Annotated in this window: 20 protein-coding genes; 10 read left to right on the forward strand and 10 right to left on the reverse strand. The window is 68.4% G+C overall.

Features of this window, described 5'->3' with window-relative positions; all coding sequences use genetic code 11:
- Positions 1 to 29: 29 nt before the first annotated feature.
- Both ACIP5Y_RS10980 and ACIP5Y_RS10985 read right to left on the reverse strand, forming a co-directional pair.
- Positions 30 to 1,037 (reverse strand): Hsp70 family protein, encoded by a 1,008-nt coding sequence (locus ACIP5Y_RS10980; protein WP_400349596.1) that lies wholly within the window; start codon positions 1,035 to 1,037, stop codon positions 30 to 32.
- Positions 1,038 to 1,338: 301 nt separating this feature from the next.
- Complete coding sequence (locus tag ACIP5Y_RS10985) at positions 1,339 to 2,751, reverse strand: MDR family MFS transporter (RefSeq protein ID WP_400349597.1); 1,413 nt, start codon at positions 2,749 to 2,751, stop codon at positions 1,339 to 1,341.
- Positions 2,752 to 2,832: 81 nt separating this feature from the next.
- On the opposite strand from ACIP5Y_RS10985, the gene ACIP5Y_RS10990 reads away from it, so the two are divergent.
- Positions 2,833 to 3,477 (forward strand): TetR/AcrR family transcriptional regulator, encoded by a 645-nt coding sequence (locus ACIP5Y_RS10990; RefSeq protein WP_400349598.1) that lies wholly within the window; start codon positions 2,833 to 2,835, stop codon positions 3,475 to 3,477.
- 94 nt (positions 3,478 to 3,571) lie between these two features.
- Here the strand turns inward: ACIP5Y_RS10990 and ACIP5Y_RS10995 are convergent, their stop codons facing one another.
- From ACIP5Y_RS10995 to ACIP5Y_RS11005, 3 genes are all read right to left on the reverse strand, one after another.
- Positions 3,572 to 5,521 (reverse strand): N-acetylmuramoyl-L-alanine amidase, encoded by a 1,950-nt coding sequence (locus tag ACIP5Y_RS10995; RefSeq protein ID WP_400349599.1) that lies wholly within the window; start codon positions 5,519 to 5,521, stop codon positions 3,572 to 3,574.
- A 343-nt stretch (positions 5,522 to 5,864) separates the two neighbouring features.
- Positions 5,865 to 6,308 carry a ubiquinol-cytochrome c reductase iron-sulfur subunit gene (locus ACIP5Y_RS11000; RefSeq protein WP_400349600.1) on the reverse strand — a complete coding sequence of 148 codons (444 nt, stop codon included), beginning with the start codon at positions 6,306 to 6,308 and terminating at the stop codon, positions 5,865 to 5,867.
- An 88-nt stretch (positions 6,309 to 6,396) separates the two neighbouring features.
- Positions 6,397 to 6,960, reverse strand: a complete 564-nt coding sequence (locus ACIP5Y_RS11005) for a sigma-70 family RNA polymerase sigma factor (RefSeq protein ID WP_400349601.1) — start codon at positions 6,958 to 6,960, stop codon at positions 6,397 to 6,399.
- 166 nt (positions 6,961 to 7,126) lie between these two features.
- Between ACIP5Y_RS11005 and ACIP5Y_RS11010 the strand changes: the two genes are divergently transcribed.
- From ACIP5Y_RS11010 to ACIP5Y_RS11020, 3 genes are all read left to right on the forward strand, one after another.
- Entirely contained in the window at positions 7,127 to 7,507 is a 381-nt protein-coding gene (locus ACIP5Y_RS11010) for a hypothetical protein (RefSeq protein WP_400349602.1), read from the forward strand.
- Between the two features lie 29 nt (positions 7,508 to 7,536).
- Positions 7,537 to 8,286 (forward strand): SDR family oxidoreductase, encoded by a 750-nt coding sequence (locus tag ACIP5Y_RS11015; protein WP_400349603.1) that lies wholly within the window; start codon positions 7,537 to 7,539, stop codon positions 8,284 to 8,286.
- A 78-nt stretch (positions 8,287 to 8,364) separates the two neighbouring features.
- Positions 8,365 to 9,117 (forward strand): alpha/beta fold hydrolase, encoded by a 753-nt coding sequence (locus ACIP5Y_RS11020; protein WP_400349604.1) that lies wholly within the window; start codon positions 8,365 to 8,367, stop codon positions 9,115 to 9,117.
- 47 nt (positions 9,118 to 9,164) lie between these two features.
- Here the strand turns inward: ACIP5Y_RS11020 and ACIP5Y_RS11025 are convergent, their stop codons facing one another.
- Together ACIP5Y_RS11025 and ACIP5Y_RS11030 are read right to left on the reverse strand one after the other, a co-directional pair.
- The gene (locus ACIP5Y_RS11025; RefSeq protein ID WP_400349605.1) at positions 9,165 to 10,538 is read right to left on the reverse strand and encodes a bifunctional lysylphosphatidylglycerol flippase/synthetase MprF; all 1,374 of its coding nucleotides are present in this window, start codon (positions 10,536 to 10,538) and stop codon (positions 9,165 to 9,167) included.
- A 99-nt stretch (positions 10,539 to 10,637) separates the two neighbouring features.
- On the reverse strand, positions 10,638 to 11,636 hold the full coding sequence (locus ACIP5Y_RS11030) for a DUF5996 family protein (RefSeq protein ID WP_400349606.1): 999 nt from the start codon (positions 11,634 to 11,636) through the stop codon (positions 10,638 to 10,640).
- Between the two features lie 190 nt (positions 11,637 to 11,826).
- Here ACIP5Y_RS11030 and ACIP5Y_RS11035 point away from each other — a divergent pair, with 190 nt between their 5' ends.
- Both ACIP5Y_RS11035 and ACIP5Y_RS11040 read left to right on the forward strand, forming a co-directional pair.
- Positions 11,827 to 12,189: a hypothetical protein gene (locus tag ACIP5Y_RS11035; RefSeq protein ID WP_400349607.1), complete on the forward strand. Its 363-nt coding sequence runs from the start codon at positions 11,827 to 11,829 to the stop codon at positions 12,187 to 12,189.
- A gap of 386 nt (positions 12,190 to 12,575) precedes the next feature.
- On the forward strand, positions 12,576 to 13,181 hold the full coding sequence (locus tag ACIP5Y_RS11040) for a TetR/AcrR family transcriptional regulator (RefSeq protein ID WP_400349608.1): 606 nt from the start codon (positions 12,576 to 12,578) through the stop codon (positions 13,179 to 13,181).
- Between the two features lie 131 nt (positions 13,182 to 13,312).
- Here ACIP5Y_RS11040 and ACIP5Y_RS11045 read toward each other — a convergent pair whose 3' ends face one another.
- Both ACIP5Y_RS11045 and ACIP5Y_RS11050 read right to left on the reverse strand, forming a co-directional pair.
- Positions 13,313 to 14,440: an acyl-CoA dehydrogenase family protein gene (locus ACIP5Y_RS11045; RefSeq protein ID WP_400349609.1), complete on the reverse strand. Its 1,128-nt coding sequence runs from the start codon at positions 14,438 to 14,440 to the stop codon at positions 13,313 to 13,315.
- A gap of 9 nt (positions 14,441 to 14,449) precedes the next feature.
- On the reverse strand, positions 14,450 to 15,613 hold the full coding sequence (locus ACIP5Y_RS11050; RefSeq protein WP_400349610.1) for an acyl-CoA dehydrogenase family protein: 1,164 nt from the start codon (positions 15,611 to 15,613) through the stop codon (positions 14,450 to 14,452).
- A gap of 78 nt (positions 15,614 to 15,691) precedes the next feature.
- Here ACIP5Y_RS11050 and ACIP5Y_RS11055 point away from each other — a divergent pair, with 78 nt between their 5' ends.
- From ACIP5Y_RS11055 to ACIP5Y_RS11065, 3 genes are all read left to right on the forward strand, one after another.
- A complete protein-coding gene (locus ACIP5Y_RS11055; RefSeq protein WP_400349611.1) occupies positions 15,692 to 16,672 on the forward strand; it encodes a patatin family protein in 981 nt (326 codons plus the stop codon).
- Positions 16,669 to 17,253, forward strand: a complete 585-nt coding sequence (locus ACIP5Y_RS11060; protein ID WP_400349612.1) for a QsdR family transcriptional regulator — start codon at positions 16,669 to 16,671, stop codon at positions 17,251 to 17,253. Before ACIP5Y_RS11055 ends, ACIP5Y_RS11060 begins: the two co-directional genes overlap by 4 nt.
- 63 nt (positions 17,254 to 17,316) lie before the next feature.
- Positions 17,317 to 18,744, forward strand: coding sequence for a DUF1254 domain-containing protein (locus ACIP5Y_RS11065; protein WP_400349613.1), 1,428 nt, complete (start codon positions 17,317 to 17,319; stop codon positions 18,742 to 18,744).
- Between the two features lie 325 nt (positions 18,745 to 19,069).
- On the opposite strand, the gene ACIP5Y_RS11070 is transcribed toward ACIP5Y_RS11065, so the two are convergent.
- On the reverse strand, positions 19,070 to 21,472 hold the full coding sequence (locus ACIP5Y_RS11070; RefSeq protein WP_400349614.1) for a heavy metal translocating P-type ATPase: 2,403 nt from the start codon (positions 21,470 to 21,472) through the stop codon (positions 19,070 to 19,072).
- 236 nt (positions 21,473 to 21,708) lie between these two features.
- Between ACIP5Y_RS11070 and ACIP5Y_RS11075 the strand changes: the two genes are divergently transcribed.
- A complete protein-coding gene (locus ACIP5Y_RS11075) occupies positions 21,709 to 21,906 on the forward strand; it encodes a hypothetical protein (protein ID WP_400349615.1) in 198 nt (65 codons plus the stop codon).
- Positions 21,907 to 21,915: the final 9 nt, after the last annotated feature.

Here is a 21,915-nt window from a genome sequence, read left to right on the forward strand (position 1 = left end):
CTACGGCGGAGCGCAGCCCGGTGACCACGTCACAGCGCGGCCACCCTCGTGATGCGACGGAACAGACCGGTAAGGGAGTGATTGCGGTGCGCCGACAGATCCTGATCCAGCAACGCCTGCCGCGCCGCGATCGCCGCACCGTCCGCGATCGTGCGCTCCGGATCCGCGGCCACCACCACCGGCCGCGCCAACTGCTTCGCCAGCACCTGGGCCACCTCGGGCGGCCGCGCCGCACCCCCGACCACCAGGATGCGATCCACATCCGCCATGGTCACATCGGCAATGCGCAGGCACCGATAGACCAGCGCCAGCGAATTGCGAATGTGCTCACTGCGCAACTCACCGGAATCCGCGTCCGACAACCCGCGCGGCACCACCTGCGCACCCCCGGTGCGGCGCAATCGCTTCGCCACCGCATCACCGAAGGCCCGGCCGCCGTACTCGATCGAATGCAACGGCTGACCCACGATCGGATTGCTCGGCGCACCCGCACCCACCCGCAGCAAGGTCACATTCAAACCCGAACCGCCGAGGTCGTAGACCAGCGCCAAACCCGGTGTGAGCGGGCCACGTTCGGCCGCCAGCCAGGTCGCCGCCGCGATCGGCTCGGCCACCAGTTGCGCCTGCGGCAGGCCGACATGATCCAGCGCGGTACGCAATTCGTCCATCACGTTCACCGGATAGCCGGCCGGATGCGTAACCGCGATACCGGTATCCGCCTCGGGCGCCTTACCCAGCACCTCGGTGATGACGCTGTACGCGACGGTCGCCACCAGATCCGCACCGGTGAGCGCCCGATGACCGACCCGCGCGAGCGGCGCACTGCCGTGGCTGAGATCGGCGAACTCGGTGATCACCCGCCCGTGCCGCGGAATCCGGCCGACGCGCGCGGTACCGGAACTGTCGAAGGTGAGGGTGGTCCGCCAGGTGGTCGGCGGCGCGCCGCGGCGGCCCGGCGGATTCTTGCCCGATCGGTCCGCGGCTGTCGCGCACACCGTATTGACCGTGCCGATACTCAAGCCCACACCGAACGCCATCACATCCACCTCGATCGACGAGCCGATTTCGTCAGCCTGCCTGACCCGGCCCGGGATTCATGCAACTCCTGCGCCCAATACTTGCCAACCACCGGACACACGGTTGTCCGCACGTGCGCCTGTTAGCGGGCACAACCCCGCTGTCCAGGAAGGCGGCGGAGGACACGCCCGAACGGCCGCAGATCGCGAAAAGTTTGCCCGGCTCCGGACAATTCGGGGCATACGAGCAGGGCCCGACCGGCGGTACCGGTCGGGCCCTTCGATATCGGTCTCGGGACGGAAGCCCCGCGATCGGGGCGCCTCACTCCGCCTTACGGCCCGGGTAGAGCAGGGCCGGACCTATCGCCAGCGCGGACAGACCCAGCACCCACCAGAAGGTGAGCCCGAACCCCGCGGCGCCCGCGTGCGCAGCCAGATAGTGCTGCAGGATAAGGGGCACCACGGTGGTGCCCACCGCGCCGCCGACCCGGTTCAGCACGTTGATCGTGCCCGCCGCCTGCGCGAACTGCTGCGGCGTCAGACTGGAGTACACCGCCGCCATACCGGGCACCATCACGATGCCGATCCCCATGCCGCGCAACACCAGCGACGCGGTGATCAGCCAGCCCGCCGGATCATTGCCGAGCTGCGTGAACACGACCGTGCCGAGCAGCGTCAGGCCCAGACCGGCCAGGATCATCGAACGCGCCGAGAAGCGATCGCTCACCTTGCCCGCGAGGAATCCGGCGATCGCCGTGGCCAGCGCCTGCGGCAGCACCAGCCACCCGGTGTGCAGCGCGTCCACATGCCGGACCTGCTGGAAGTACAGCGGCAGCAACAGCATGGCGCTGTAGAGCACCGCGCCCTGCAGGAACGAATTGCCCGCTGCCACAGCGAATCCGCGGTCGGCGAACAGCCGCAGATCGATCACCGGAGTGATCCGGGTGCGCAGTGCGTGGATCCCGTATCCGACGACCAGTACCGCACCGGCGACGAGTGCCGGGAGGCCGAAACGCGAACCACCAGTGCCGGAAACCTCGGTCAATCCGTACAGCAGACCCGTCAAACCCGGTGCCAGCAAGGCGAATCCGAGCCGATCGAGGCGGTTGCCACCGGTCCCGGCAGGCTCACGATCGCGGTCGGCGGGCACCATGCGGCCGGCCAGGATCAGCGCCACGATGCCGATCGGCACATTGAGCAGGAACATCCAGCGCCAGCCCAGCCCGCTCAGAATGATTCCGCCCAGCACGGGTCCCACGGCGGGCGCGAAGGTGATCGGGATCAGCATCATGCCGATCACCTTGGCCAGCCGTTCCCTTCCTACGGCTTTGACCAGCACCGTCTGCCCGATCGGCTGAATCATGCCGCCGCCGAGGCCCTGCAGCACCCGGAAGACGATCAGGCTGGTGGTCGACCAGGCCAGGCCGCAGAGCGCGGAGCCGGCGATGAACATGGCCACCGAGGCCATCCACATGCGCTTCGCCCCGAATCGGGTTGCTGCCCAGCTGGACAGCGGCATGACGAGGGCGATGGCCAGCAGATATCCGGTGGCGATCCATTGAATGGAGGCCATGGGGCTGCCGAGACTCTTTGCGATGGAGCCGATTCCGACGCTCACGATGGTGGTGTCGAGCAGGGCGAGGATCGGGCCGAGCGTCAACACCGAGGCCCAACGGAGGGTGCCGGGCGGCAGGGGCGTCGTGGTGGGCGTCTGGGTGCGTACTGCAGTGGTCATGACTAGAGATTAGGTCGGACCTATTGAATAGGTCAATACCAACTTTTATGTTCGACATATGAAGTGCGATAGAGTGCAGCCATGACCAGCGTGCGTGAACTCAACAAGCAGCGAACCCGCGCCGCGATCGCGGATACGGCCACGCGGCTCTTCCTCGTACGCGGCTTCGACAAGGTCACGATCGCCGAGGTCGCGGCCGCCGCCGGCGTCGCCAAGATGACCGTCACGAACTACTTCCCCCGCAAGGAAGACCTGGTCTTCGACCTGGCCGAGGAACTCATCTCCGGTCCCGCCGACACCGTCGCCGCCCGCCCGGCCGGCGAATCGGCGCTGCACGCCCTGCGCCGCGCCTGCCTCGAAGGGCTGGAACGCCGCGAGCCCGCGCTCGGCTTCGCCGGACCGGAATTCGCCCGGATGGTCCGCGAGAGCCCGGCACTCACGGCCCGGCTGCGGGAGATTCACGAACAGCGGGAGAGCGCCCTGGCCGCGGTTCTCGCCGAGACCGCCGGAGTGGATCCGGGCGCGGACGATGCGGACCTGACCCCGCGCATCGCCGCCGCGCAACTCGACACCGTCCGGCGCATCGTGCTCGGTGAGGCCCTCCGGCGGAACGCCGCGGGCGAGGACCCCGAGCGGATCGCCCGCGAGCTGTCCCGCTGTGCCGCAAGCGGATTCGATCTCCTCGAGCCCGCACTCGGCGACTACGCGGTGCGTACGGCCGAATAAGCGAACTCGACCGGCACACCGGTGCGGGATGCCGTCCGCGTCCCTCGGTGGTGTGCCGGTCGAGCTTGTTTCAGCGCCTTACGTTTTCAGAGCCCTACTTGAGAGTGGAGTTCAGCATCGAAGAGCTGAGGACCGATACCAGGTTGTAGGCCAGGTTGATCAGATCGGAACCCGCACCGGTCTGGCCGATGAGCATCTTGGCCAGCGGAGCCAGCAGGCCGATGACCGTCTGCACCATGGTGGTCATGGTGCCGACGTCCAGGCCACCCTTGTCCGAGGTCGAGGGAGCCTGACCACCGGGGTAGGTCTGACTGCCCGGGCCGGTCTGGCTACCAGGACTCGTCTGACTGCCGGGGCTGGTCTGACTACCGGGACTCGTCTGACTACCGGGACTCGTCTGGGCTCCAGGGACGGTCGGCGAACCGGGACTCGTCGGAGCGCCCGGTTGGGTCTGCGCGCCCGGCGCGGCCGGTGATCCCGCCGGATAGCCCGGACCGGTGGGCGAACCGGGAGACTGCCGTACCGGTGCCGCGATCGACTGCGGGCCGCCCGAGGCAGGTTGCGCCACAATCCTGTCCACCGGCTTGATGCCCGCCTGGGCCGGCGCCCCGGGCAGCGGCTGCCCGCCCGGCTTGGCCGCCTGCGCGGCCTGCCAGTCGAGGAACTGCTTCTCCAGGTCTTCCCAGGTGATGGTGCCGTTCCCCGGCTGGGTCGGCTGCGCCTGCGGCTGAGCCGGATTACCCTGCGGCTGCACCGGATTGGCCTGCGGCTGGGTCTGGCCCGGCGCCTGCGCGGCAGGCAACTGGGCCGGCTGCGCCGGAACCTGCCCGGGCACGGGACTCTGCGCACCCGGGTACTGCGGCGCGGGCGCCTCCGCGCCGGGCACCTGAACTCCCGGCAACTGGGCTCCGGGCACCTGGGCTGCCGGCAACTGCGCCTGCTGCGCAGGAACCTGCGCGCCCGGCGACTGCACCGCGGGCTCCGATGCTCCGGGCACCGGCGCCGCGGGCAACTGTGCCTGCTGCGCGGGAACCTGCCCGGGTACCGGACTCTGCGCGCCCGGCGACTGCGGCGCGGGCGCCTGGCCCGGTGCGGGAACCTGCGCCTGCTGCGCGGGGACCTGCGCCGCGGGGACGGACGGTTCGCCCGGCTTGCCGGCGCCCGCCGGGTCGACCACGCCGGCCGGGTTCACCGAACCCGGTGCGGGGCTACCGTTTCCACCGTTGACGGTGTCGGAGGCCTTCGCGGTGTTGTCACCCGGGACCGGCACGCCCAGCAGGTAGGACACGATGCCGGTGGTGATGGTGACCGCGTGGCGGAGCTGGCCTTCGGGGGTTTCCAGGCTCTGCGCGTCGTCGACATTGGCGCCATTGCCCATTTCGAGGAAGATGTCCGGCACCTCGGTGAGGGCGGGACCGGCGACGTCGGAACGGGTCTGCAGGCCGTCGACCGCGCCGTTGTAACTCGCGACGGGGAAACCGGCCTGGACGTAGGCGTCTCGCATGGCCTTGTTGGCGGCGAGCCCGGCGCCGGCCTGGACCTCGTTGGCCTTGGCGTCCGGGACCGGCAGCTGCGGGACGATGAGGTGGAACCCGCGCCCGTCGGCGGGACCACTGTCGGCGTGGATGCTCACGGCGACATCGGCGGCGGATTGGTTGGCGGCGCGGGCGCGGTCGTCGATGCAGCCGCCCCAGCCGGTGTCGTCGGGCCGGCTCAGCACGACGTGCGCGCCGAGTCCCTCGAGCGAGGTGCGGACCAGCTGGGCGACGTCCCAGTTGATGGTGTGTTCGGCGATGCCGTGCAGGCTGGTCATGCCGGTGGTCTGGCATTCCTTGCTGCCGCCGCGGCCGTCGCTGACCGGGCGGGCGACATCCTGGCTGTGGTTGGGGCCCTGGTGCCCGGGGTCGAGGAAGATGGTCTTCCCGACGAGTTTCTGGGGCAGTTCGGGCGCCGCGGGCGCGGCCGACGAGACGGCCGGCAGCAGTCCGGCGACGGTGGAGAGTGCCGCGGCCGTGACGGCGGTGTAGAGCCCGGCCTTGACCATGCTTGGTTTCATAAGCGGACGGCGCTCGGGGGCTGAGCGCCCCTCCCTTCCCACTAGTAACACCAAACTCAGTTGTTGACTCTGGCAACATCAGTTACTACCGGGGACCCACTATCCCGTACTCCCCCGCACCCACCGGAACGACGCGCCCACATACCCCGCCCGGACTTCATCCCCAGCCGACACGCCGATAAGTATTTTGCGCGACACGCGCAAACACGCCGCATCGCCGCAGGACACACGCAAACACGCCGCAAGACACGCGACGGGTGTGGGGCCGCCCGGCGCAGCGGCCTCACACCCGTACAGGAAAACTCGCCCGCTACCCGGGCGCGGCTACTCGCTAGCCGGAGACGATCCGATCACCGCTCACCTTCACGGGCTTCGAATCCAGCGACCGCGCGGCAGGCCCCTGAGCGACGGTGCCGTCCAGCCGGTACTCACTGCCGTGACACGGGCATTTGATGAGACCGTCCGCAATGGCGTTCACCTTGCAGCCCAGGTGCGTGCAGGTGGACGAGAACCCGTCGAAGGTGCCGGCGACGGGCTGTGTGATCACGGTGTCGCCGACGATGATGCCGCCGCCCACCGGAACGTCGGATACGGCGGCCAGGTCGGCGGGGTCCTGCTTCTTGTCCTGTGCCGGATTCGCCGACGCGGCGGCGGGCGCGCTCGAATTGCTGCTGCAGGCCACCACGGTGAGCGCGGTGGCGGCCACCCCGGTGGCGGCGAGCGCGGTCCGGCGATCCAGGCGCAGGCCGCCGGGGGCGGGCGATTGTTCTGTCATCGGGTAACTCCTCTGTCGGAGCGGACCGTAGCGGTCGGCTGCTGCCTGTTGGACGGGTGAGCGGGTCCGGAGGTTCATCCCCATGCATTCAAGCGCTGATCGGGAGCCGCCGCAGCGATCTGAGCGCATAGTGCACCCGGGTTTTCACGGTGCCGACGGGTACGCCCAGGTCGGCGGCCACATCCTGGTAGGCGCGATCGCACAGGATGACCTGGACGACGGCGTCCCGCTGCGGCGGCGGCAGATGCGCGAGCAGTTCGTCGACCAGCAGTCCGTCGGCCAGTGATTCGGTGAAATCCGGCCGGGCGCAACGCCATTCGGCGAGTTCGGTGATCTCGTCCCAGCTGGCGTCGCCGGGGCGGGCGGCGCGGAAGCGGCCGATATCTGTGAGGATATTGCGTTCGATGGTGAGCAGCCAGGTGCGGACGCTGCCGCGGGCCGGGTCGTAGGTGGCGCAGGCGCGCCAGGCGCGGAGCAGGGTTTCCTGGACGGCGTGTTCGGCGAGGCCGGTATCGCCGAGCCGGGACTGCGCCCGCCAGTGCAGGAGCGCCTTGTCCGCGGCGAGGACCGCGGCCAGGCCGGATTCGGTGCAGAGCCGGGCGCAGTGGGGGGTACAGCCGGCGCTGTCCGGGAGCGAGCGAAGTGTTCCCATGTCTGAATATCGCGCCAGCACCCAGAAGAGCATCATTCGCCAGATATTTCCGATTTCCCCCAAACCGACCGGAGATTCTGATAGACCCCTCCCGGGAGATTCGGGGATCACCCACCCGCACATATTTGAAATCCGTGCGGTTCAGAAATCCGAGGGAGGAACACCCGTGCGTGCAGGCGCGCTCGTGATCGCGGGAGCCATCGCTTCCGTCCTGACATTGACCACATCCGGAATCGCCGCCGCGCAGCCGGCCACGAATATCACGGCAGACGGCACCTACCTGGTGAACGTCGATCTCCAGCCGGGCACCTACGTCGGCGACGGCGCACCGGACCCGGCCACCGGAACCTGTTTCTGGAAGCGATTGTGGAAGGTGCAGACCGCCACCGACTATCCGGATCCGAACTACTACATCATCGCCAGCGACAACACCGCACTGAAGCCGATCACGGTCGAGATCAAGTCGACCGATGTCGCGTTCAGTTCGCAGAATTGCGGTGCGTGGCATTTGGTTCCGCCGCAGCCGAATACCGGTTCGGCGGGCTAACCGAAACAAGCGGCCGCTAGGGTGGCGGCATGACGAGGCGCAGAATTCTTATTACGGGCGCGAGCTCCGGCCTGGGCGCGGCCATGGCACGCGAGTTCGCCGCCCGCGGCCGCGATCTCGCCCTCTGCGCGCGACGCGTGACCAACCTCGAAGAACTGCGCGCCGAACTCCTCGCCGCCCACCCCGGCCTCACGGTGGCCGTGCGCGGACTGGACGTGAACGATCACGACGCCGTGCCGAAGGTCTTCGACGAGCTGCGCGCCGAACTCGGCGGCCTGGATCGGGTGATCGTGAACGCCGGACTGGGCAAGGGCGCCCGCCTCGGCACCGGCCGCGCCGACGCCAATCTCGCCACCGCCACCACCAATTTCGTGAGCGCCATGGCCCAGGCCGAGGCCGCGCTGCGCATCTTCCGCGAACAGCGATCCGGGCATCTGGTGCTGGTCTCGTCCATGAGCGCGGTGCGCGGCCTGCCCGGTCCGAAGGCCGCCTACGCGGCCAGCAAGGCGGGCCTGTCGGCGCTGGGCGAGGGGCTGGCCATCGAACTGCGCGGCACCCCGATCAAGGTCACCACCCTGCAGCCGGGTTTCATCGCCACCGATATGTCCGCCCGCGCGGGGGACGCCCGGCTGGTCACACCGCTGGACAAGGGCGTGAACTCGATGGTCGCCGCCATCGAGCGCGAATCGGTCCGCGCGAACGTGCCCGAATGGCCGTGGCGGGTGCTGGGTTTCGTGATGCCGCTGCTGCCCCGGGCGGTCATGGCGCGCATGGGCTGAACCAGCGCAGCTGAGAACTCTCTGAAATCAGCACGATCCGGCTCGCCGTGACCGCAACCCCTGACTAGCATCGGCGCAATGTCGAAGTTCACCACGTGGGACGGCCTGGAGCTCAACTACACCGAGTGGCCGGGCGAGGGCGTCCCGGTGGTGTTGCAGCACGGCATCGTGGCCGACACCAATGCCAATTGGATGAGCGTCGGCATCGTGGCGGCGCTGCGCGGCGCCGGGCATCGGGTGATCTCCCTGGACGCGCGCGGGCACGGGCGGTCGGCGAAGCCGCACGATCCGGCCCGCTACTCGTGGGAGGGCATGGCCCGGGACGTGAGCGCGCTGTACGACCATCTGGAGCTGGATCAGGTTGTGCAGGTCGGCTACTCGATGGGCGGGGTCATCTCGCTATTGGTCGCGGGTAGCGATGAGCGCGTGCGGCGCCTGGTGGTCGGTGGCATCGGTTGCGGCGTGGTCGATTGCGGCGGTATCGATTGGCGGGCCATCAAGGCCGAGGAACTCGTCACCGCCATGCAGGGCGAGACCGCCGATACGGTGATGCCCGGCCGCATGTTCCGCATTCTCGCGGACGCGCTGGGCGCCGATCGGGAAGCGATCGCCGCGGTGGCCACCGGGATCAATGCCGCCCCGATCGAATCCCTGTCCGGCATCAAGGTTCCCACGCTGGTGCTGGCGGGCGAGGCGGATCCCTTTGCGGCCGAACCGGAACGCCTCGCCGAGGCGCTGCCGGACGGCCGCTGTGTCACCGTCCCCGGCGATCACCTGACGGCGACCGCGAATCCGGCCCTGCACGCCGCGCTGGTGGAGTTCCTGCGCTGAGGCACATCGGTTTCCGAGGCCACACCGGCTCCCACGCGGAGCCGGTGTCAGTTCTGATGCCGGTGCGGCACGAACTCGAGGGTCAGCAGGGCCAGCGCCGCGATGAGCACCTCGCGCCAGCGGATCAATACGAAGCGCTGCGGTCCGAAGGAATTGAACTTGCGCAGGAAGCGGTACAGCGATTCCAGCCGGATGAGCGGATCACCCAGTCGCACCGCCACATACACCACCTGCAGGGTCCGCGACCGCTCCTTCTCGGCGAACAGTTCCGGGAAGGCGGCGAAGGCCAGCGAGATCCGCTTGATGCCGTTGTCCCGGGCGTAGTCGACGAGGTCGACGATCATGCGTTCGTCGAGGCCGTTGGGGGCGTCGCGGCGGCGCCACGGGACGTCCAGGCTGAGTTCCTTGCCGTTGCCGGAGACGCCGTAGCGCTGGAATCCGACGATGCGGCCGTCGGCGTCGCGCGCCATGACCACCAGCATGCCCGGATGCCTGCCGTCCAGCAGGTGGTCCAGGATCATGGAGAAGCCGCGGGTCTGGCGGCCGTGTCCCCATTCGTCGACGATGCCGAGCAGGGTTTCGCGGGTGGGTTCGGGCAGCGCGACCTCGGGCACGATCTCGGTGGTGACGCCGAAGTTCTTGGTGCGGCTCACGGCCTGCCGCAGGTTCCGGAACTTGCGCCCGACCATGTCGAAGTCGTCGACCTCGATGACCACGTCGCGGCCGATCGGAATGGCCCGCAGGCCGCGGTGATCGATGGCCCGGTGCTGCCACAGCTGGGCCAGCGCCGGATTGGCGCCGAGGATGGCGAGGCGCCAGCCGTGTTCGCCGGCGAAGGCCGAGAAGTCGGTGATCAGTTGCGGGAATCGGCTGCTGTCACCGATGGGGTCGCCGGAGACCACCGCGATGCCGAGGCGGGCGCGGTAGGCGATGGCGGCGGAACCGTCGGCATTGAAGAAGTAGGTCTTGGACGAGTGCAGCGCGAACGGCGCGAGCGGATCGATCTCCGTGCGGCGGACCAACTCGGCGACCCGGGGCAGTTCCTCGGGTTCGGGCTTGCTGCCCTGCGGCAGCATGAGCACCGCGCCGCTGGCGGCCAGGAAGACGAAGCCGAGCACCGGGTGTTCGGCGCGGTAGCCGAAGTTGGCGATCACCAGCACCATGGCGGCGAAGGTGAGATGCGGCAGGGTGATGGGCCGGCGCAGGTAGAGCCCGCGGGCGACGAAGAGTCCGGCGATCGAGACGGCGACGAACCAGCCGTGGTCATTGCCTTCGCTGCGGGCGCGTTCGGCGGCCCAGGCCAGGACCAGGCTGGCCAGGATCAGGGCCCCGATGAGCCCGACCCGGGTGCTGGGTCCGGCGCTGAAGGCGGTTTCCCGGTAGGCGGTCAGGGTCGGATTCGGCACGCGTTCTTCACGCATCAGAACCCCTTCTCCTCGCGCATGGCACACTCCCCAAAGCGATCATCCCGCATCTCCCTATCGACACACTATGTCGGAGAGACCATTCGAAGCATGTAGTTATTCCGGCCAGCGGCCGGCGGGGTGTTCCAGGACGGGGTCGGTTATACCGCCCGGACATGCCAGGGCGGGGGCATCCCAGCCGGCCAGGCGCGCCCCGGCGGCGTAGGCGGAGTGGAAGAAATCGAGGGTGGTGGCGACCGGATCGGCGCTGTCGCGGGCCGTGTCGTAGGCCAGGTAGGCATTGTGTCCCGAGCCCGAAGGCACCCAGTGAGCTGCGGGAGGCCGCAGCGGCTCGCTGTTGAGGCCGGCGGGTTCGGGGGCGGTGTAGGAGTAGAAGGTGGGTTCGGGGATGCGGTCGTCGCCGAACCAGAATCCGGCGCTGATGACTTCGCGGGAGTAGGCCTCGCGAGTGACAAGATCCACACTGCCGGGCATATCGATCTTGCGATCGGAGAAGCGCTGCACGGCGAGATCGAAGGTGTGCCAGAAGAGCTGTACCGAGCTGATCTTGCCGGAGTAGCCGGCGCTGAATTCCTCGAGGATGCGGCCCACCTGGCTCTGGATCCGGAAGGCGCGGTGCACGGCGGCGACGTCGTAGGTGTGGTGGTCGTAGTCCCGGTCGAAGGGGCGGCCGTGGTCGGGCAGGTCGAACGGGGTGGGGTGCGGGAGGGTGACGTCCACGCCGAGGTCGCGCAGGCCGCGCATGGCTTCGGTGTAGAAGGTGGCGACGGATTGGCCCTGCAGTGGGATCTCGTCCTGGACGCCGCGGTCGGTGGAGAGTCGCAGTACGTGGTCGAAGAAGTCGAAGGCGCAGGTGAAGACGGGTCCGTCGGTGGCGGTGCCGAGCGGGAGGGTGGTCCAGCCGCGGGCGGTGAGCCGGTAGGTCATATGCCACCAGTGGTTGCGGCGGATGCCCTTGGCGAGTGCCACCTTGCCGATGATCTGGGCGAAGCGGTGCAGGGTTTCCTTGGTGGGCCGCCAGGCGTCGAGCGGCAGGGGCGGCAGCACCTCGCCCGTGTCGGATAACGGCGTCACGGTGCTCGTGGATTCGGCCATGGCTCTGCCCACTTTCGTCGAGACGGGTCGTGTTCCAGATCGGCGCTCCGGTTGCCAGCCTACCCGAACCGCCGGGCCGAACCCGCAGTTATCCTGCGGTAACAGCGAATCACTCAGTAGTGCAAGATTTTTCGAGATATTCTGAATGTTCCCCGGGCTATGCCCCGACACGGACAGGGGGTAAATCCGCATGGCGGACGTCACCGTCGGGACGGCGCATGCCGTCGTCGTGACCGCGGTAGCCGATCCCGCGCAGGTGGAGGGCCTGGAATGGGATCGTGCCGTGGAGTACCTGCCGAGCATCGATTCGCAGGTCATGCAGGCCTGGGTGCGAGCACAGGAGGTGAAGGGGCAGGCGGTCCGGCACGGGATGGTGATTCCGGGTTCGCGGCGGCGGGTCGCGCCACAGGGGGCGTATCGGGAGGTGTGCGTGCCGTCGGCGGAGTATCAGTTGTTCAGTGCCGCGGTGCGCACGCAGCGGAAGCGGGCGCTGGAACCGGGCCTGCCGGAAGACGATTCGCGCCTCGTCACACTGACCGCGGCGCGGCGCTGAGTCAGTGGCGCGTCGTGGGTGCGGAGGTGGTCGAGCAGGGTTGCGGTGTTCATTCCAGGAGTGCAGGAACCGTCACTCTTGACATTCCATCGATTTTCTTGCCCTCCAGCGGCTTTCACCACGGCGGCCCGCGGCCCTGACGCGGGCCGCCATGATGTGAACGCGGCGCGAGGCGCGACCGACCGGCGATGAGGGGTACCGGTTCGGCCGGCCGCCATCCGAGTGATGGCCGGTGTGCCGCACGGCGCCCGCCCTAGAGGGCGCCGTGGGTGCCAGCCTAAAGTTTATTGCAGTTACACTGCAATATGATGAATGTCCCAGCAAGTCCATGGCAATATTTCGGCCCCGAAGGCACTCGAGGGGACGCGTTGTGATCGGATTCAGGCATGAGTGACGACTCGCCCGTGCGCCGCCGCAGGCGCAACCCCGAACAGACCCGCAAGGCGATCGTCGACGCCCTGCTGTCCGCCATGAAGGAGCGGCAGGCGATACCGACCGCCAAGGACATCGCGGCCCGCGCGGGGGTTTCCGAGCGCAGCGTCTTCGTGCACTTCGCCGGACTCGACGATCTGAGCGCGGCGGCCACCGACGCACAGTCGGAGTATGTGGAATCCCTGGTCGCCACGGTCGATCCGGCGCTACCGCTGGATGAGCGCATCGCGGCCGTGGTCGCCCAGAGCGCGGAGATCTTCGCCGCACAACGCCATCCGCGCCTGTACGGGCTCATGGAGTCGAACACCATGCCCGCGGTGGACACGCGAATGCGGTTGACCGACAAGCGAATCCGCGAGGCGCTCGCCCGCGTCTTCGAACCGGAGCTGACCCGGGACGGGGCAGCCGACGGTGAACTCCTCGACCTGATCGAGGCCACCGCCGGCTGGGCCTTCCGGCATCATCTGATGGATCGGCGCGGCCTGTCGCAACAGGCGGCGTCCCGCGCCATCACCCGCGCCTTGCGAGCGTTGTTCGCGGACAACGCCTCTCGCGACTGACCTGTCCGGCGCAGCCCCATGACCGCGGCAGGCAGGTGACGTTCGGCAAGAGCCGGGTAATGGTGTTCGCAATCGTGCAGCAAGCGATCCGAGGCACCCTGTTCAGTCGAGTTCCGCGCCGGTATTTCTCCTCAGAGTTCGACCATCTGGTGGTCGCCGACATTGCCGCCCAGGTAGCGCAGGTGATCGTTGCTGTCGCCGAGCGTGTGCTCGATGGCGGTGAGGCGGGCGGTGTAATGGCCGACCGGGTATTCGTCGGTCATGCCGATGCCGCCGTGCAGCTGGATCGCCTCCTGGCCGATGAGGCGGGCGGAGCGGCCGACGCGCAGCTTGGCGCGGGAGGCCACCACCGGATCCACGATGCCGTCGGCCAGTGCCATCGAGGCGTACATGCTCATGCCGCGGGCCAGTTCCAGCGCGACGTACATATCGGCGGCGCGCTGGGTGAGGGTCTGGAAGGTGCGCAGCGGGACGCCGAACTGTTTGCGGGTCTTCAGGTATTCGGCGGTCAGCCGCAGTGCCTCCTCCATGGCGCCGACGGCTTCGGCGCACAGCGCGGCCTGTGCCGCGGTCAGGGCGGCGGAGACGGCGGCGGTGGCGTCGACCGGTTCGCCGAGGAGTTCGGCTGCCGCGCCGTCGAATTCGATGCTCGCGCCGCGCAGTCCGTCGTGGGTGGTGTAGGCGGTGCGCTGCACGCCCGGGTCGGCCGGACTGACCAGGAACAGTCCGATGCCGTCGTCCGGAAGGGCGGCGCCGACGATCAGCAGGTCGGCGCAATCACCGTGCGGTACAGGGTGTTTGCGGCCCGTGATAACCCAGTTGTCGCCGCGGCGCACGGCGTGGGTGCCGGTCTCGGTGGCGGGCCAGCGCAGGCCGGGTTCGCCGTGCGCGAAGGCCAGTTTCAGCGTGCCGGCGGCGATGACCGGCAGCAGGTCCTTGCGCTGTGCGTCGGTGCCGGTCCGGGTGATGAGGCCGCCCGGCAGTAGTGCGCAGTCGAGGACCGGTTCGGGGGCGAGGCGGCGGCCGAGTTCGGTCATGACCAGCATGACCTCGATGGGTCCGGCGCCCATGCCGCCGTCCTCTTCGGCGAAAGTCAGGCCGAGCAGCCCGATTTCGGCGAGGTTGGTCCAGATCTTGGGGTCCCGGCCCGGGCCGGCGCCGGCGATCCCGTCGCGGCGTTCGGGGCCGTAGCCGCGGTTCAGCACGTCACGCACGGTGTCGCGCAGCAGCTTCTGTTCGGTGGTGAGCTCGAAATCCATGGTGCTGCCTCACAATCCGAGGATCGTCGAGGCGATGATGCCGCGCTGCACCTCGTTGGATCCTCCGTAGATCGATGTTTTGCGGTAGTTCAGGTAGGTGGCGGTACTGCGGCGCGCCCAGTCGGGGGTGTCGCCTTCGCGGGCAAGGGAATCCGGTCCGGCGATGTCGACCAGCAGTTCGGTGACGGCCTGCTGCAGTTCGGTGCCGCGCAGTTTGAGGATCGAGGAGGCCGGGTTGGGTTTGCCGTCGGCCGAGCCGGCGGCCACCCGTAGTTGCACGAGTTCCAGTGCCAGCAGCTCGTTCTCGAGGTCGGCGAGGCGGGCGGCGAAGAGCGGGTCGTCGAGCATGGTGCGGTCGCCGAGCCGGGTCTGGCGGGCGTGTTCCTTGGCGAGCCAGAGCCGGACCTTGGTCTGGCCGACGGCGGCGATGCCGGTGCGTTCGTTGCCGAGCAGGAACTTGGCGTAGGTCCAGCCCTGATTCTCCTGGCCGACGAGGTGCTGTGCGGGGACGCGGACGTTCTCCAGGAAGACCTCGTTGACCTCGTGGCCGCCGTCGATGAGTTTGATGGGCCGCACGGTGACGCCGGGGGTGTCCAGCGGGAACAGCAGCATGGAGATGCCGGCCTGTTTCTTGGGTGCGGCGGGATCGGTGCGGGCCAGGCAGAAGATCCAGTCGGCGGATTGGGCCGCGGTGGTCCAGGTCTTCTGGCCGTTGATCACGTAGCTGTCGCCGTCGCGGACCGCGGTGGTGCGCAGCGAGGCCAGGTCGGAACCGGCCTCGGGTTCGGAAAAGCCCTGGCACCACCAGATGTCGAGATCGGCGGTGGCGGGCAGGAAGCGCTCCTTCAGCTCCTGGGAGCCGAAGTGGGCGATGACCGGGCCGATCATATTGACGTTGAAGGTGAGTGGTTCCGGTACGGAGGCGAGTTGCATCTCGTCGTGCCAGAGGTGTCGTTGGATGGGCGTCCAGTCGCGACCACCCCACTCGACCGGCCAGTTCGGCGTGGCGAGGTTGTGCGCATTGAGAATGCGCTGGGTGGTGACGATGTCGTCCTTGGTGAGTTCCTGCCCGTGCCGGTTCCGGTTGCGGATATCGGCGGGGATTTCACTTCGGTAGAAGGCGCGCAGCTCGTCGCGGAACGCGAGCTCGTCCTCGGTGAGCGCCAATTGCATGCGTTGACCTCCAGTCTCGAACGCGGGATATGATACACAGCGACATCGATGTCTCAAATAGGCTCGAAGGGAGCGCTTGTGCCGGACCAGCACCACCCGGACCACCATCCCGGCCCCGACCAGGTCATGGGCGTCGGCGAGCTGATCGCGCGCCGGCACCGCGAGGGCAGCCTGCCCGGCCTGCGCCGGGATTCGCACCGCCTCGCGCTGGTGATCGAGGGCGGCTCCTCGCGGGGCGCGTTCTCGCACGGCATGGCGATGGCCATCGAAGACCTCGGTGTCCTGCCCTGTTTCGATGCCGTCTACGGGGCGTCGGCGGGGGCGCTGAATGCCGCGTGGCTGTTGTGCGGGCGTGCGGTCGAGGCGCGGCGGGCCTGGAACCCGGAGGTCATCAACCGGGTGATCGCTCCCACGCGCGCGCTGCGCGGGGGCCGGGTGGTGGACACCGACTACCTGGTACACACCGTGTACGAGCGCATCGTGCCCATGGATTTCCCTGCCATCCTGGCGAATTCGGTCACCTTCCATCCGATTGCCACCGATGCCGATACCGGCACGGCCGTCGATCTGCATCCCGGGCTCGCCGATCCGGCGGACGTGCAGGCCGCGTTGCGCGCCTCCACCTGCCTGCCGATCCTGGCCGGGCGGCCGGTGCGTATCGGCGCGCGCCGATACGTGGATGCCGGGCTGTCCGAATCCGTGCCCATCCGAACCGCTTTCACGCAGGGCGCGACGCGGGTGCTGGTGCTGCGCACCCGCCGCTCGGACGAGATCGCCCGCCCGCCTTCGGCCTTGGAGAACAAGGTGGTGGCCCGCTTCCTGGCCAAGCACGCGCCCGGCACGGTCGAACCGTGGTTGTCGCGCCTCCACCGGCATGACGAGGACGAGCGGGATTTCGGCACCGATCCCGCCGTGCTGCAGATTCGCCCGCCGCGGGGCGCGCCGGAGATCGGCCGCATCGCGCGGGATCCGGACGTGCTGCAGCAGGCCCTGATGCTGGGCCGCGCCGAGACCGCCCGGACCTTGTCGCGGTACCTGACCCCTATGCTTTCGACGTGACACGCAGCGAGGGCACCAGGACACCCGGGCGGCCGGCCTCGGCCAGCCGCGAGGATGTGCTGAACGCGGCCATCGCCATGTTCCTGGCGTGCAAGCGGGTCGATGTGAATGCCATTGCCGCGCAATTAGGGGTGAGCCGCGCCAGTATTTATCGCTGGTTCGGTTCCCGGGACGGGTTGCTGGGCGCGACCATTGCCCGTCAGCTGGAGCGCATGGTCGGTTTTGCCGACCGGCATTCCATCAGCGATGGCGGGCAGCGGTTGAACGAGATCCTGGATCGCACCATTCACTGGATCGTCGAGGATGCTTCGCTGCGTACGTACTTCGACAATGAGTCGACCGCCGCCCTGCGGTTGATCACCCGTAGCGACGGGACGGTGCATCGGGCCGCGGTGGCGATTGTCGAGCAGCTCATCGAGCGAGCCCAGGCGGATGGTTATGAACCGCCGATCGAACGGGCCACGCTCGCCTACGCACTGGTCCGGCTGTGGGAGGCTTTCCTCTACAACGATGCCGTGGCCGGGTTCCGCGGTGATGTCGAGCGGCTGCGCCAGGTGCAGACGGCGCTGCTGCGGGTGTGACCGCGCCCTGGACTTCGAGCTATTCTTATTGCACTACAACTGCAATAACAAGGAGAAGACGCCGTGGCGGACTCGAACGAGCAGCAGCGATCCTGGGTATCACGCAGAAAAGTGCTGGGCGTGGGCTCGGCCTTCGCGGCCGGTCTCGTGCTGGCCGCGTGCAGCAGCTCGAAGAACGCATCCCCGGCCACGTCGACGACCACCACCCCGGCCTCGACCGACCCGAAAGACATTGCCGCCGCGGCCTATACGTTCGGCTACCCGCTGGTGCTGATGGATGCGACCCGGCAGGCCGCCGGCGCGTCCAATGAGTTCGCCCATGCGCTCGGCCTGCCCACGCCGACCGAGAAGTCGGTGGTGCGGCTGAACCTGGACACGCTGTACTCGCAGGCGTGGCTGGATCTGCGCGCCGAACCACTGGTGCTGCAGGTGCCCGGCATGGACGGCGGCCGGTACTGGCTCATGCAGATCATGGACGCCTGGACCAATACCCGGCACAATCCGAGCAGCGTGCACCCGCAGACCGGCGGCGGCGCGCCGTACACCTACCTGGTGACCGGACCGGGCTGGTCGGGCACGGTGCCGGACGGCATGACCCGCCTCGATATGCCGACCGCGACCGCGTGGCTGCTCGGCCGCATCCAGGTGAACGGCACCCAGGACGAACCGGCCGTGCGGGCGCTGCAACAGCAGCTGCAACTGGTCCCGCTGAGCGCCTGGCAGCGCGGCGAACGGACCGCACCGAGCCGCCCCTACACCCCGAATCCGGCCGCCGCGCCGCCGCCCAAGCAGGTGGCCAGCATGGACGGGATCACCTTCTTCAACCGGATGTGCGCGCTCATGGCCGCGAACCCGCCCGCACCCGAGGATGCCCCGGCGCTGGCGCGATTCGCGACGATCGGTATCAAACCCGGTGCGACGGTGGATAATTCGAACGCCGATGCGCTGAACGGCGCGGCCGCTCGCGCGAAATCGGGGGCCGTGGGCTTCGACCTCCCCGGTTCCACCAACGAGAACGGCTGGAGCTTCAATACCAAGATCGGCACGTACGGCACCGATTACGCGTTGCGCGCCGTGACGGCGGCGGTCGGGCTGGGCGCGAATCTGCCCGAGGATGCGATCTATCCGTCGGTCAACGGGAAGGCCGACGACAATGGGACGCCGATCCGGTATCGGCTGCACTTCCCGGCCGGGCAATTGCCGCCCGTGGCGGCATTCTGGTCGCTGACCGCCTACGACGCCGACAGTTATCTGGTGCCGAACGCCGCGAATATCTATTCGGTCGGACATCTGGTGCCGGTGGTGCAGAACGCGGACGGTTCGGTCGATCTCGCGGTGCAGAACGCGGACCCGGGTAATACGGTGCCGCAAGGGAATTGGCTACCCATTCCGGCGACGGGGACCTTCTCGCTGAGTATGCGGCTCTACGCGCCGCGGCCGCAGGCGCTGAACGGCGACTGGAAGCCGCCCGCGCTCACGAAGCAAGGCTGATCCGGACAAGAAGAAAGCCGCGGACCGGATCCTTCGGGATCGGGTTCGCGGCTTCGGCTGTGCCGGTATCGGCTCAGGCCAGGCCCCACGCCTTCAGCAGGTAGGTGATGTTGGCGGCAAGGGCGGTAACCGAGTTGGCCAGGTTGAGCGCGGCGGAACCAAGATCAATGATCGGCATTGCGTTCTACTTTCGATTCGGATACACAGTTCAACCCCAACGTAATTACGGGGAAGATGAAGCGCATCATGAATCGACTCACCCCCGGCCTGCGGCGTTAGCTGAATCACAGGCCGGGCGTTGGTATTACACCGCTGCAATTCCCGATCAATTCCGCTCGGGTAGCCGAAGCCCTTTCAGCGCCAAGGCATTCAACGCCACGATAATGCTGGAACCCGACATGGACATGGCGGCGATCTCCGGGCGCAGAGTGAAGCCGAGCGGTTCGAAGACACCGGCGGCGATCGGCAGCGCGATCGTGTTGTAGCCCACCGCCCAGGCCAGATTCTGATGCATCTTGCGCAGCGTGCCGCGGCCGATGCGCAGGGCGACCGGCACATCGAGGGGGTCGGAGCGCATGAGCACCAGGTCGGCGGTCTCGATGGCCACGTCGGTGCCCGCGCCGATGGCAATGCCCAGATCGGCGCGCGCGAGGGCGGGGGCGTCGTTCACGCCGTCGCCGACCATGGCGACTTTCCTGCCGCCGGACTGCAATTCGGCGATCTTGTCGGACTTGTCGCCGGGCAGGACGTCGGCGATGACGGTGTCGATGCCGAGTTCCTTCGCTATGCGTTCGGCGGTGGCGTGGTTGTCGCCGGTGAGCATGACGACCTCGATGCCCATATCGTGCAGGTCCCGCACCGCCTGGGCGGAGGTTTCGCGGGGCGCGTCGGCTATGCCGATGACGGCGGCGGCCTTGCCGTCGACGGCGGCGAGTACGGCGGTCTGCCCGTTGCCGGCGACGCGGTCGCGGGCGGCGGCCAGGTCGTCGAGCGGGATGCCCTCACGCTCCAGGAGTCGGCGGTTGCCGATGACGACGCGGTGGCCGTCGACCGTGGCGATCGCACCGTGACCCGGGATATTCTCGAAGCCTTGTGCGCGTTGACCGTTCGCGCCGTGCCCGTCCGCGTATCGCACTACCGCCTCAGCGAGCGGATGCTCGGATTCACGTTCGACCGCGGCCAGTAGCGGAAGCAGTTCCGCCTCGGAAATCACTCCGTCCATGACGATTTCGGTGACCTCGGGCTCGCCCTTGGTGAGGGTGCCGGTCTTGTCCATGACTACGGTCCGGATACGGGCCGAGCTTTCCAGGGCCATCGCGTTCTTGAACAGCACACCGCGTTTCGCGCCGAGTCCGGTGCCGACCATGATGGCGGTCGGTGTGGCCAGGCCGAGGGCGTCGGGGCAGGTGATGACCACCACGGTGATCGCGAACAGCATGGCCTTGGCGAAGGTGGCGCCGGCGAGCAGCCACACCAGCAGGGTCAGCCCGCCGCCGGCCAGGGCGACCAGCACCAGCCAGAAGGCGGCGCGGTCGGCCAGGCGCTGGCCGGGGGCCTTCGAATTCTGGGCCTGCTGCACCAGATTCACGATCTGCGCCAGTGCGGTGTCCGACCCGACCTTGGTCGCCTCTACCCGCAGGGTGCCGTTCTTGTTGAGGGTCGCGCCGATGACGGCGGCGCCCGCCGCCTTGTGCACCGGCAGGCTCTCGCCGGTGACCATGGACTCGTCGACTTCGCTCTCGCCGTCCTCGACGATGCCGTCCACCGCGATCTTCGCGCCGGGCCGGACCAGCAGGATGTCGCCGACGATCACGTCGGCCGTGGGGATTTCGGTCTCCTGCCCGTCCCGGAGCACCACGGCCTTGGGCGGTGCGAGGTCCAGCAGGGTCCGGATCGCGTCATTGGCGCCGCCGCGGGCGCGCATCTCGAACCAGTGCCCCAGCAGTACGAAGGTCGCGAGCATGGTCGACGCCTCGTAGAAGACTTCGCCGCCGCCGGTGAGGGTGATGACGAGCGAGTAGATCCAGCCCGCCCCGATGCCGACCGCGACCAGCACCATCATGTCGAGGGTCCGGGCCTTCAGGGCCTGCCATGCGCCGGTGAAGAAGATGGTCGAGGAGTAGAGGATCACCGGCAGGCTGAGGATGAGTTCCCAGATGTCCGAACGCATTCCGAACGGCGTCCCGAAATGCCATCCGAACATATCGGTGGCCATCGGCGACCACAGCATCACCAGCACCGAGAACACGGCCGCGACCAGGAACCGATTTCGCATGTCCCGGGCCATATCCTCCATGGACATCCCGGCATGTCCCGCATGCCCGCCGTGCCCCATGGCCGCGTGGTCCATCTCCCCCATGGCCGCGTGCCCCATGGCGGTGTGATCCATCTGCTGCGCGGCCGCGTGGTCTGCGTGTCCCATGGCGGCGTGATCCCCGGTCGCGTGCGCGCCGTGATGTCCGGTGGCGTCGGGTTCGGTCATGGGGTCGCAGACGTGGTTGGGCACGGACTGTCCCGCGCAGTGCAGCCCGCATTCGTGTATCCACTCCCGCAGGTCGGCCACGGAGGTCTGCGCCGGATCGAACACCACCGTCGCGGTCTCCGATACCGGATTGGCCTCGACCTCCAGCACTCCCGGCCGTCGCCCGAGCACCGCCCGGACCGACCCCTGCTGACTGGCCCAGCGCAGCCCTCGCATGTCCAGCACCGCCGTACTCCGCCGTTCCATACCCGCTCCTCACACTCGACTGCCGCCTCCGACCATATACCCTATAGGGGTACCGGGTACAGGCCCGGCGCCGGGCAAGTCGGCGACGCCACAGCGGCCCGGCCGAATACCACCGTCTTGCCCGGGGAACTGCCCGTTCGACGCAAATCCTGCAGGTCGACGCCGGTATTTCCGCAATGTTGTTGCCGTGCAACCCGAACGGACAATTCCGTCGGTTTCGATGTCACACTGAAAACATGCGGGAAATCTGTCGGAGTTGCCGCGGTTCACGCTCGGGCCGCGGCCCCGACCACGCCCCCGCCGCCTACCCCACCTGCGCCCACTGCACCCACGAGGAAGTCCACAACTGCCTCGACTGCAACGGCTTCGGCGTCGACCCCGCCGACTGCGAAGTGATCTGTTTCTCCTGCCGCGGCCGCGGCTGGGTGCACTGATCCACGGCC

This window comes from Nocardia sp. NPDC088792 (genome assembly GCF_044750615.1).
Lineage (GTDB): Bacteria > Actinomycetota > Actinomycetes > Mycobacteriales > Mycobacteriaceae > Nocardia.

Bases quoted from the DNA above. Each gene is read 5' to 3' on its own strand.
- ACIP5Y_RS10980 (WP_400349596.1), bottom strand. From the start codon at position 1,037: ATGGCGTTCGGTGTGGGCTTGAGTATCGGCACGGTCAATACGGTGTGC.
- ACIP5Y_RS10985 (WP_400349597.1), bottom strand. From the start codon at position 2,751: ATGACCACTGCAGTACGCACCCAGACGCCCACCACGACGCCCCTGCCG.
- ACIP5Y_RS10990 (WP_400349598.1), top strand. From the start codon at position 2,833: ATGACCAGCGTGCGTGAACTCAACAAGCAGCGAACCCGCGCCGCGATC.
- ACIP5Y_RS10995 (WP_400349599.1), bottom strand. From the start codon at position 5,521: ATGGTCAAGGCCGGGCTCTACACCGCCGTCACGGCCGCGGCACTCTCC.
- ACIP5Y_RS11000 (WP_400349600.1), bottom strand. From the start codon at position 6,308: ATGACAGAACAATCGCCCGCCCCCGGCGGCCTGCGCCTGGATCGCCGG.
- ACIP5Y_RS11005 (WP_400349601.1), bottom strand. From the start codon at position 6,960: ATGGGAACACTTCGCTCGCTCCCGGACAGCGCCGGCTGTACCCCCCAC.
- ACIP5Y_RS11015 (WP_400349603.1), top strand. From the start codon at position 7,537: ATGACGAGGCGCAGAATTCTTATTACGGGCGCGAGCTCCGGCCTGGGC.
- ACIP5Y_RS11020 (WP_400349604.1), top strand. From the start codon at position 8,365: ATGTCGAAGTTCACCACGTGGGACGGCCTGGAGCTCAACTACACCGAG.
- ACIP5Y_RS11025 (WP_400349605.1), bottom strand. From the start codon at position 10,538: ATGCGTGAAGAACGCGTGCCGAATCCGACCCTGACCGCCTACCGGGAA.
- ACIP5Y_RS11030 (WP_400349606.1), bottom strand. From the start codon at position 11,636: ATGGCCGAATCCACGAGCACCGTGACGCCGTTATCCGACACGGGCGAG.
- ACIP5Y_RS11035 (WP_400349607.1), top strand. From the start codon at position 11,827: ATGGCGGACGTCACCGTCGGGACGGCGCATGCCGTCGTCGTGACCGCG.
- ACIP5Y_RS11040 (WP_400349608.1), top strand. From the start codon at position 12,576: ATGAGTGACGACTCGCCCGTGCGCCGCCGCAGGCGCAACCCCGAACAG.
- ACIP5Y_RS11045 (WP_400349609.1), bottom strand. From the start codon at position 14,440: ATGGATTTCGAGCTCACCACCGAACAGAAGCTGCTGCGCGACACCGTG.
- ACIP5Y_RS11050 (WP_400349610.1), bottom strand. From the start codon at position 15,613: ATGCAATTGGCGCTCACCGAGGACGAGCTCGCGTTCCGCGACGAGCTG.
- ACIP5Y_RS11070 (WP_400349614.1), bottom strand. From the start codon at position 21,472: ATGGAACGGCGGAGTACGGCGGTGCTGGACATGCGAGGGCTGCGCTGG.
- ACIP5Y_RS11075 (WP_400349615.1), top strand. From the start codon at position 21,709: ATGCGGGAAATCTGTCGGAGTTGCCGCGGTTCACGCTCGGGCCGCGGC.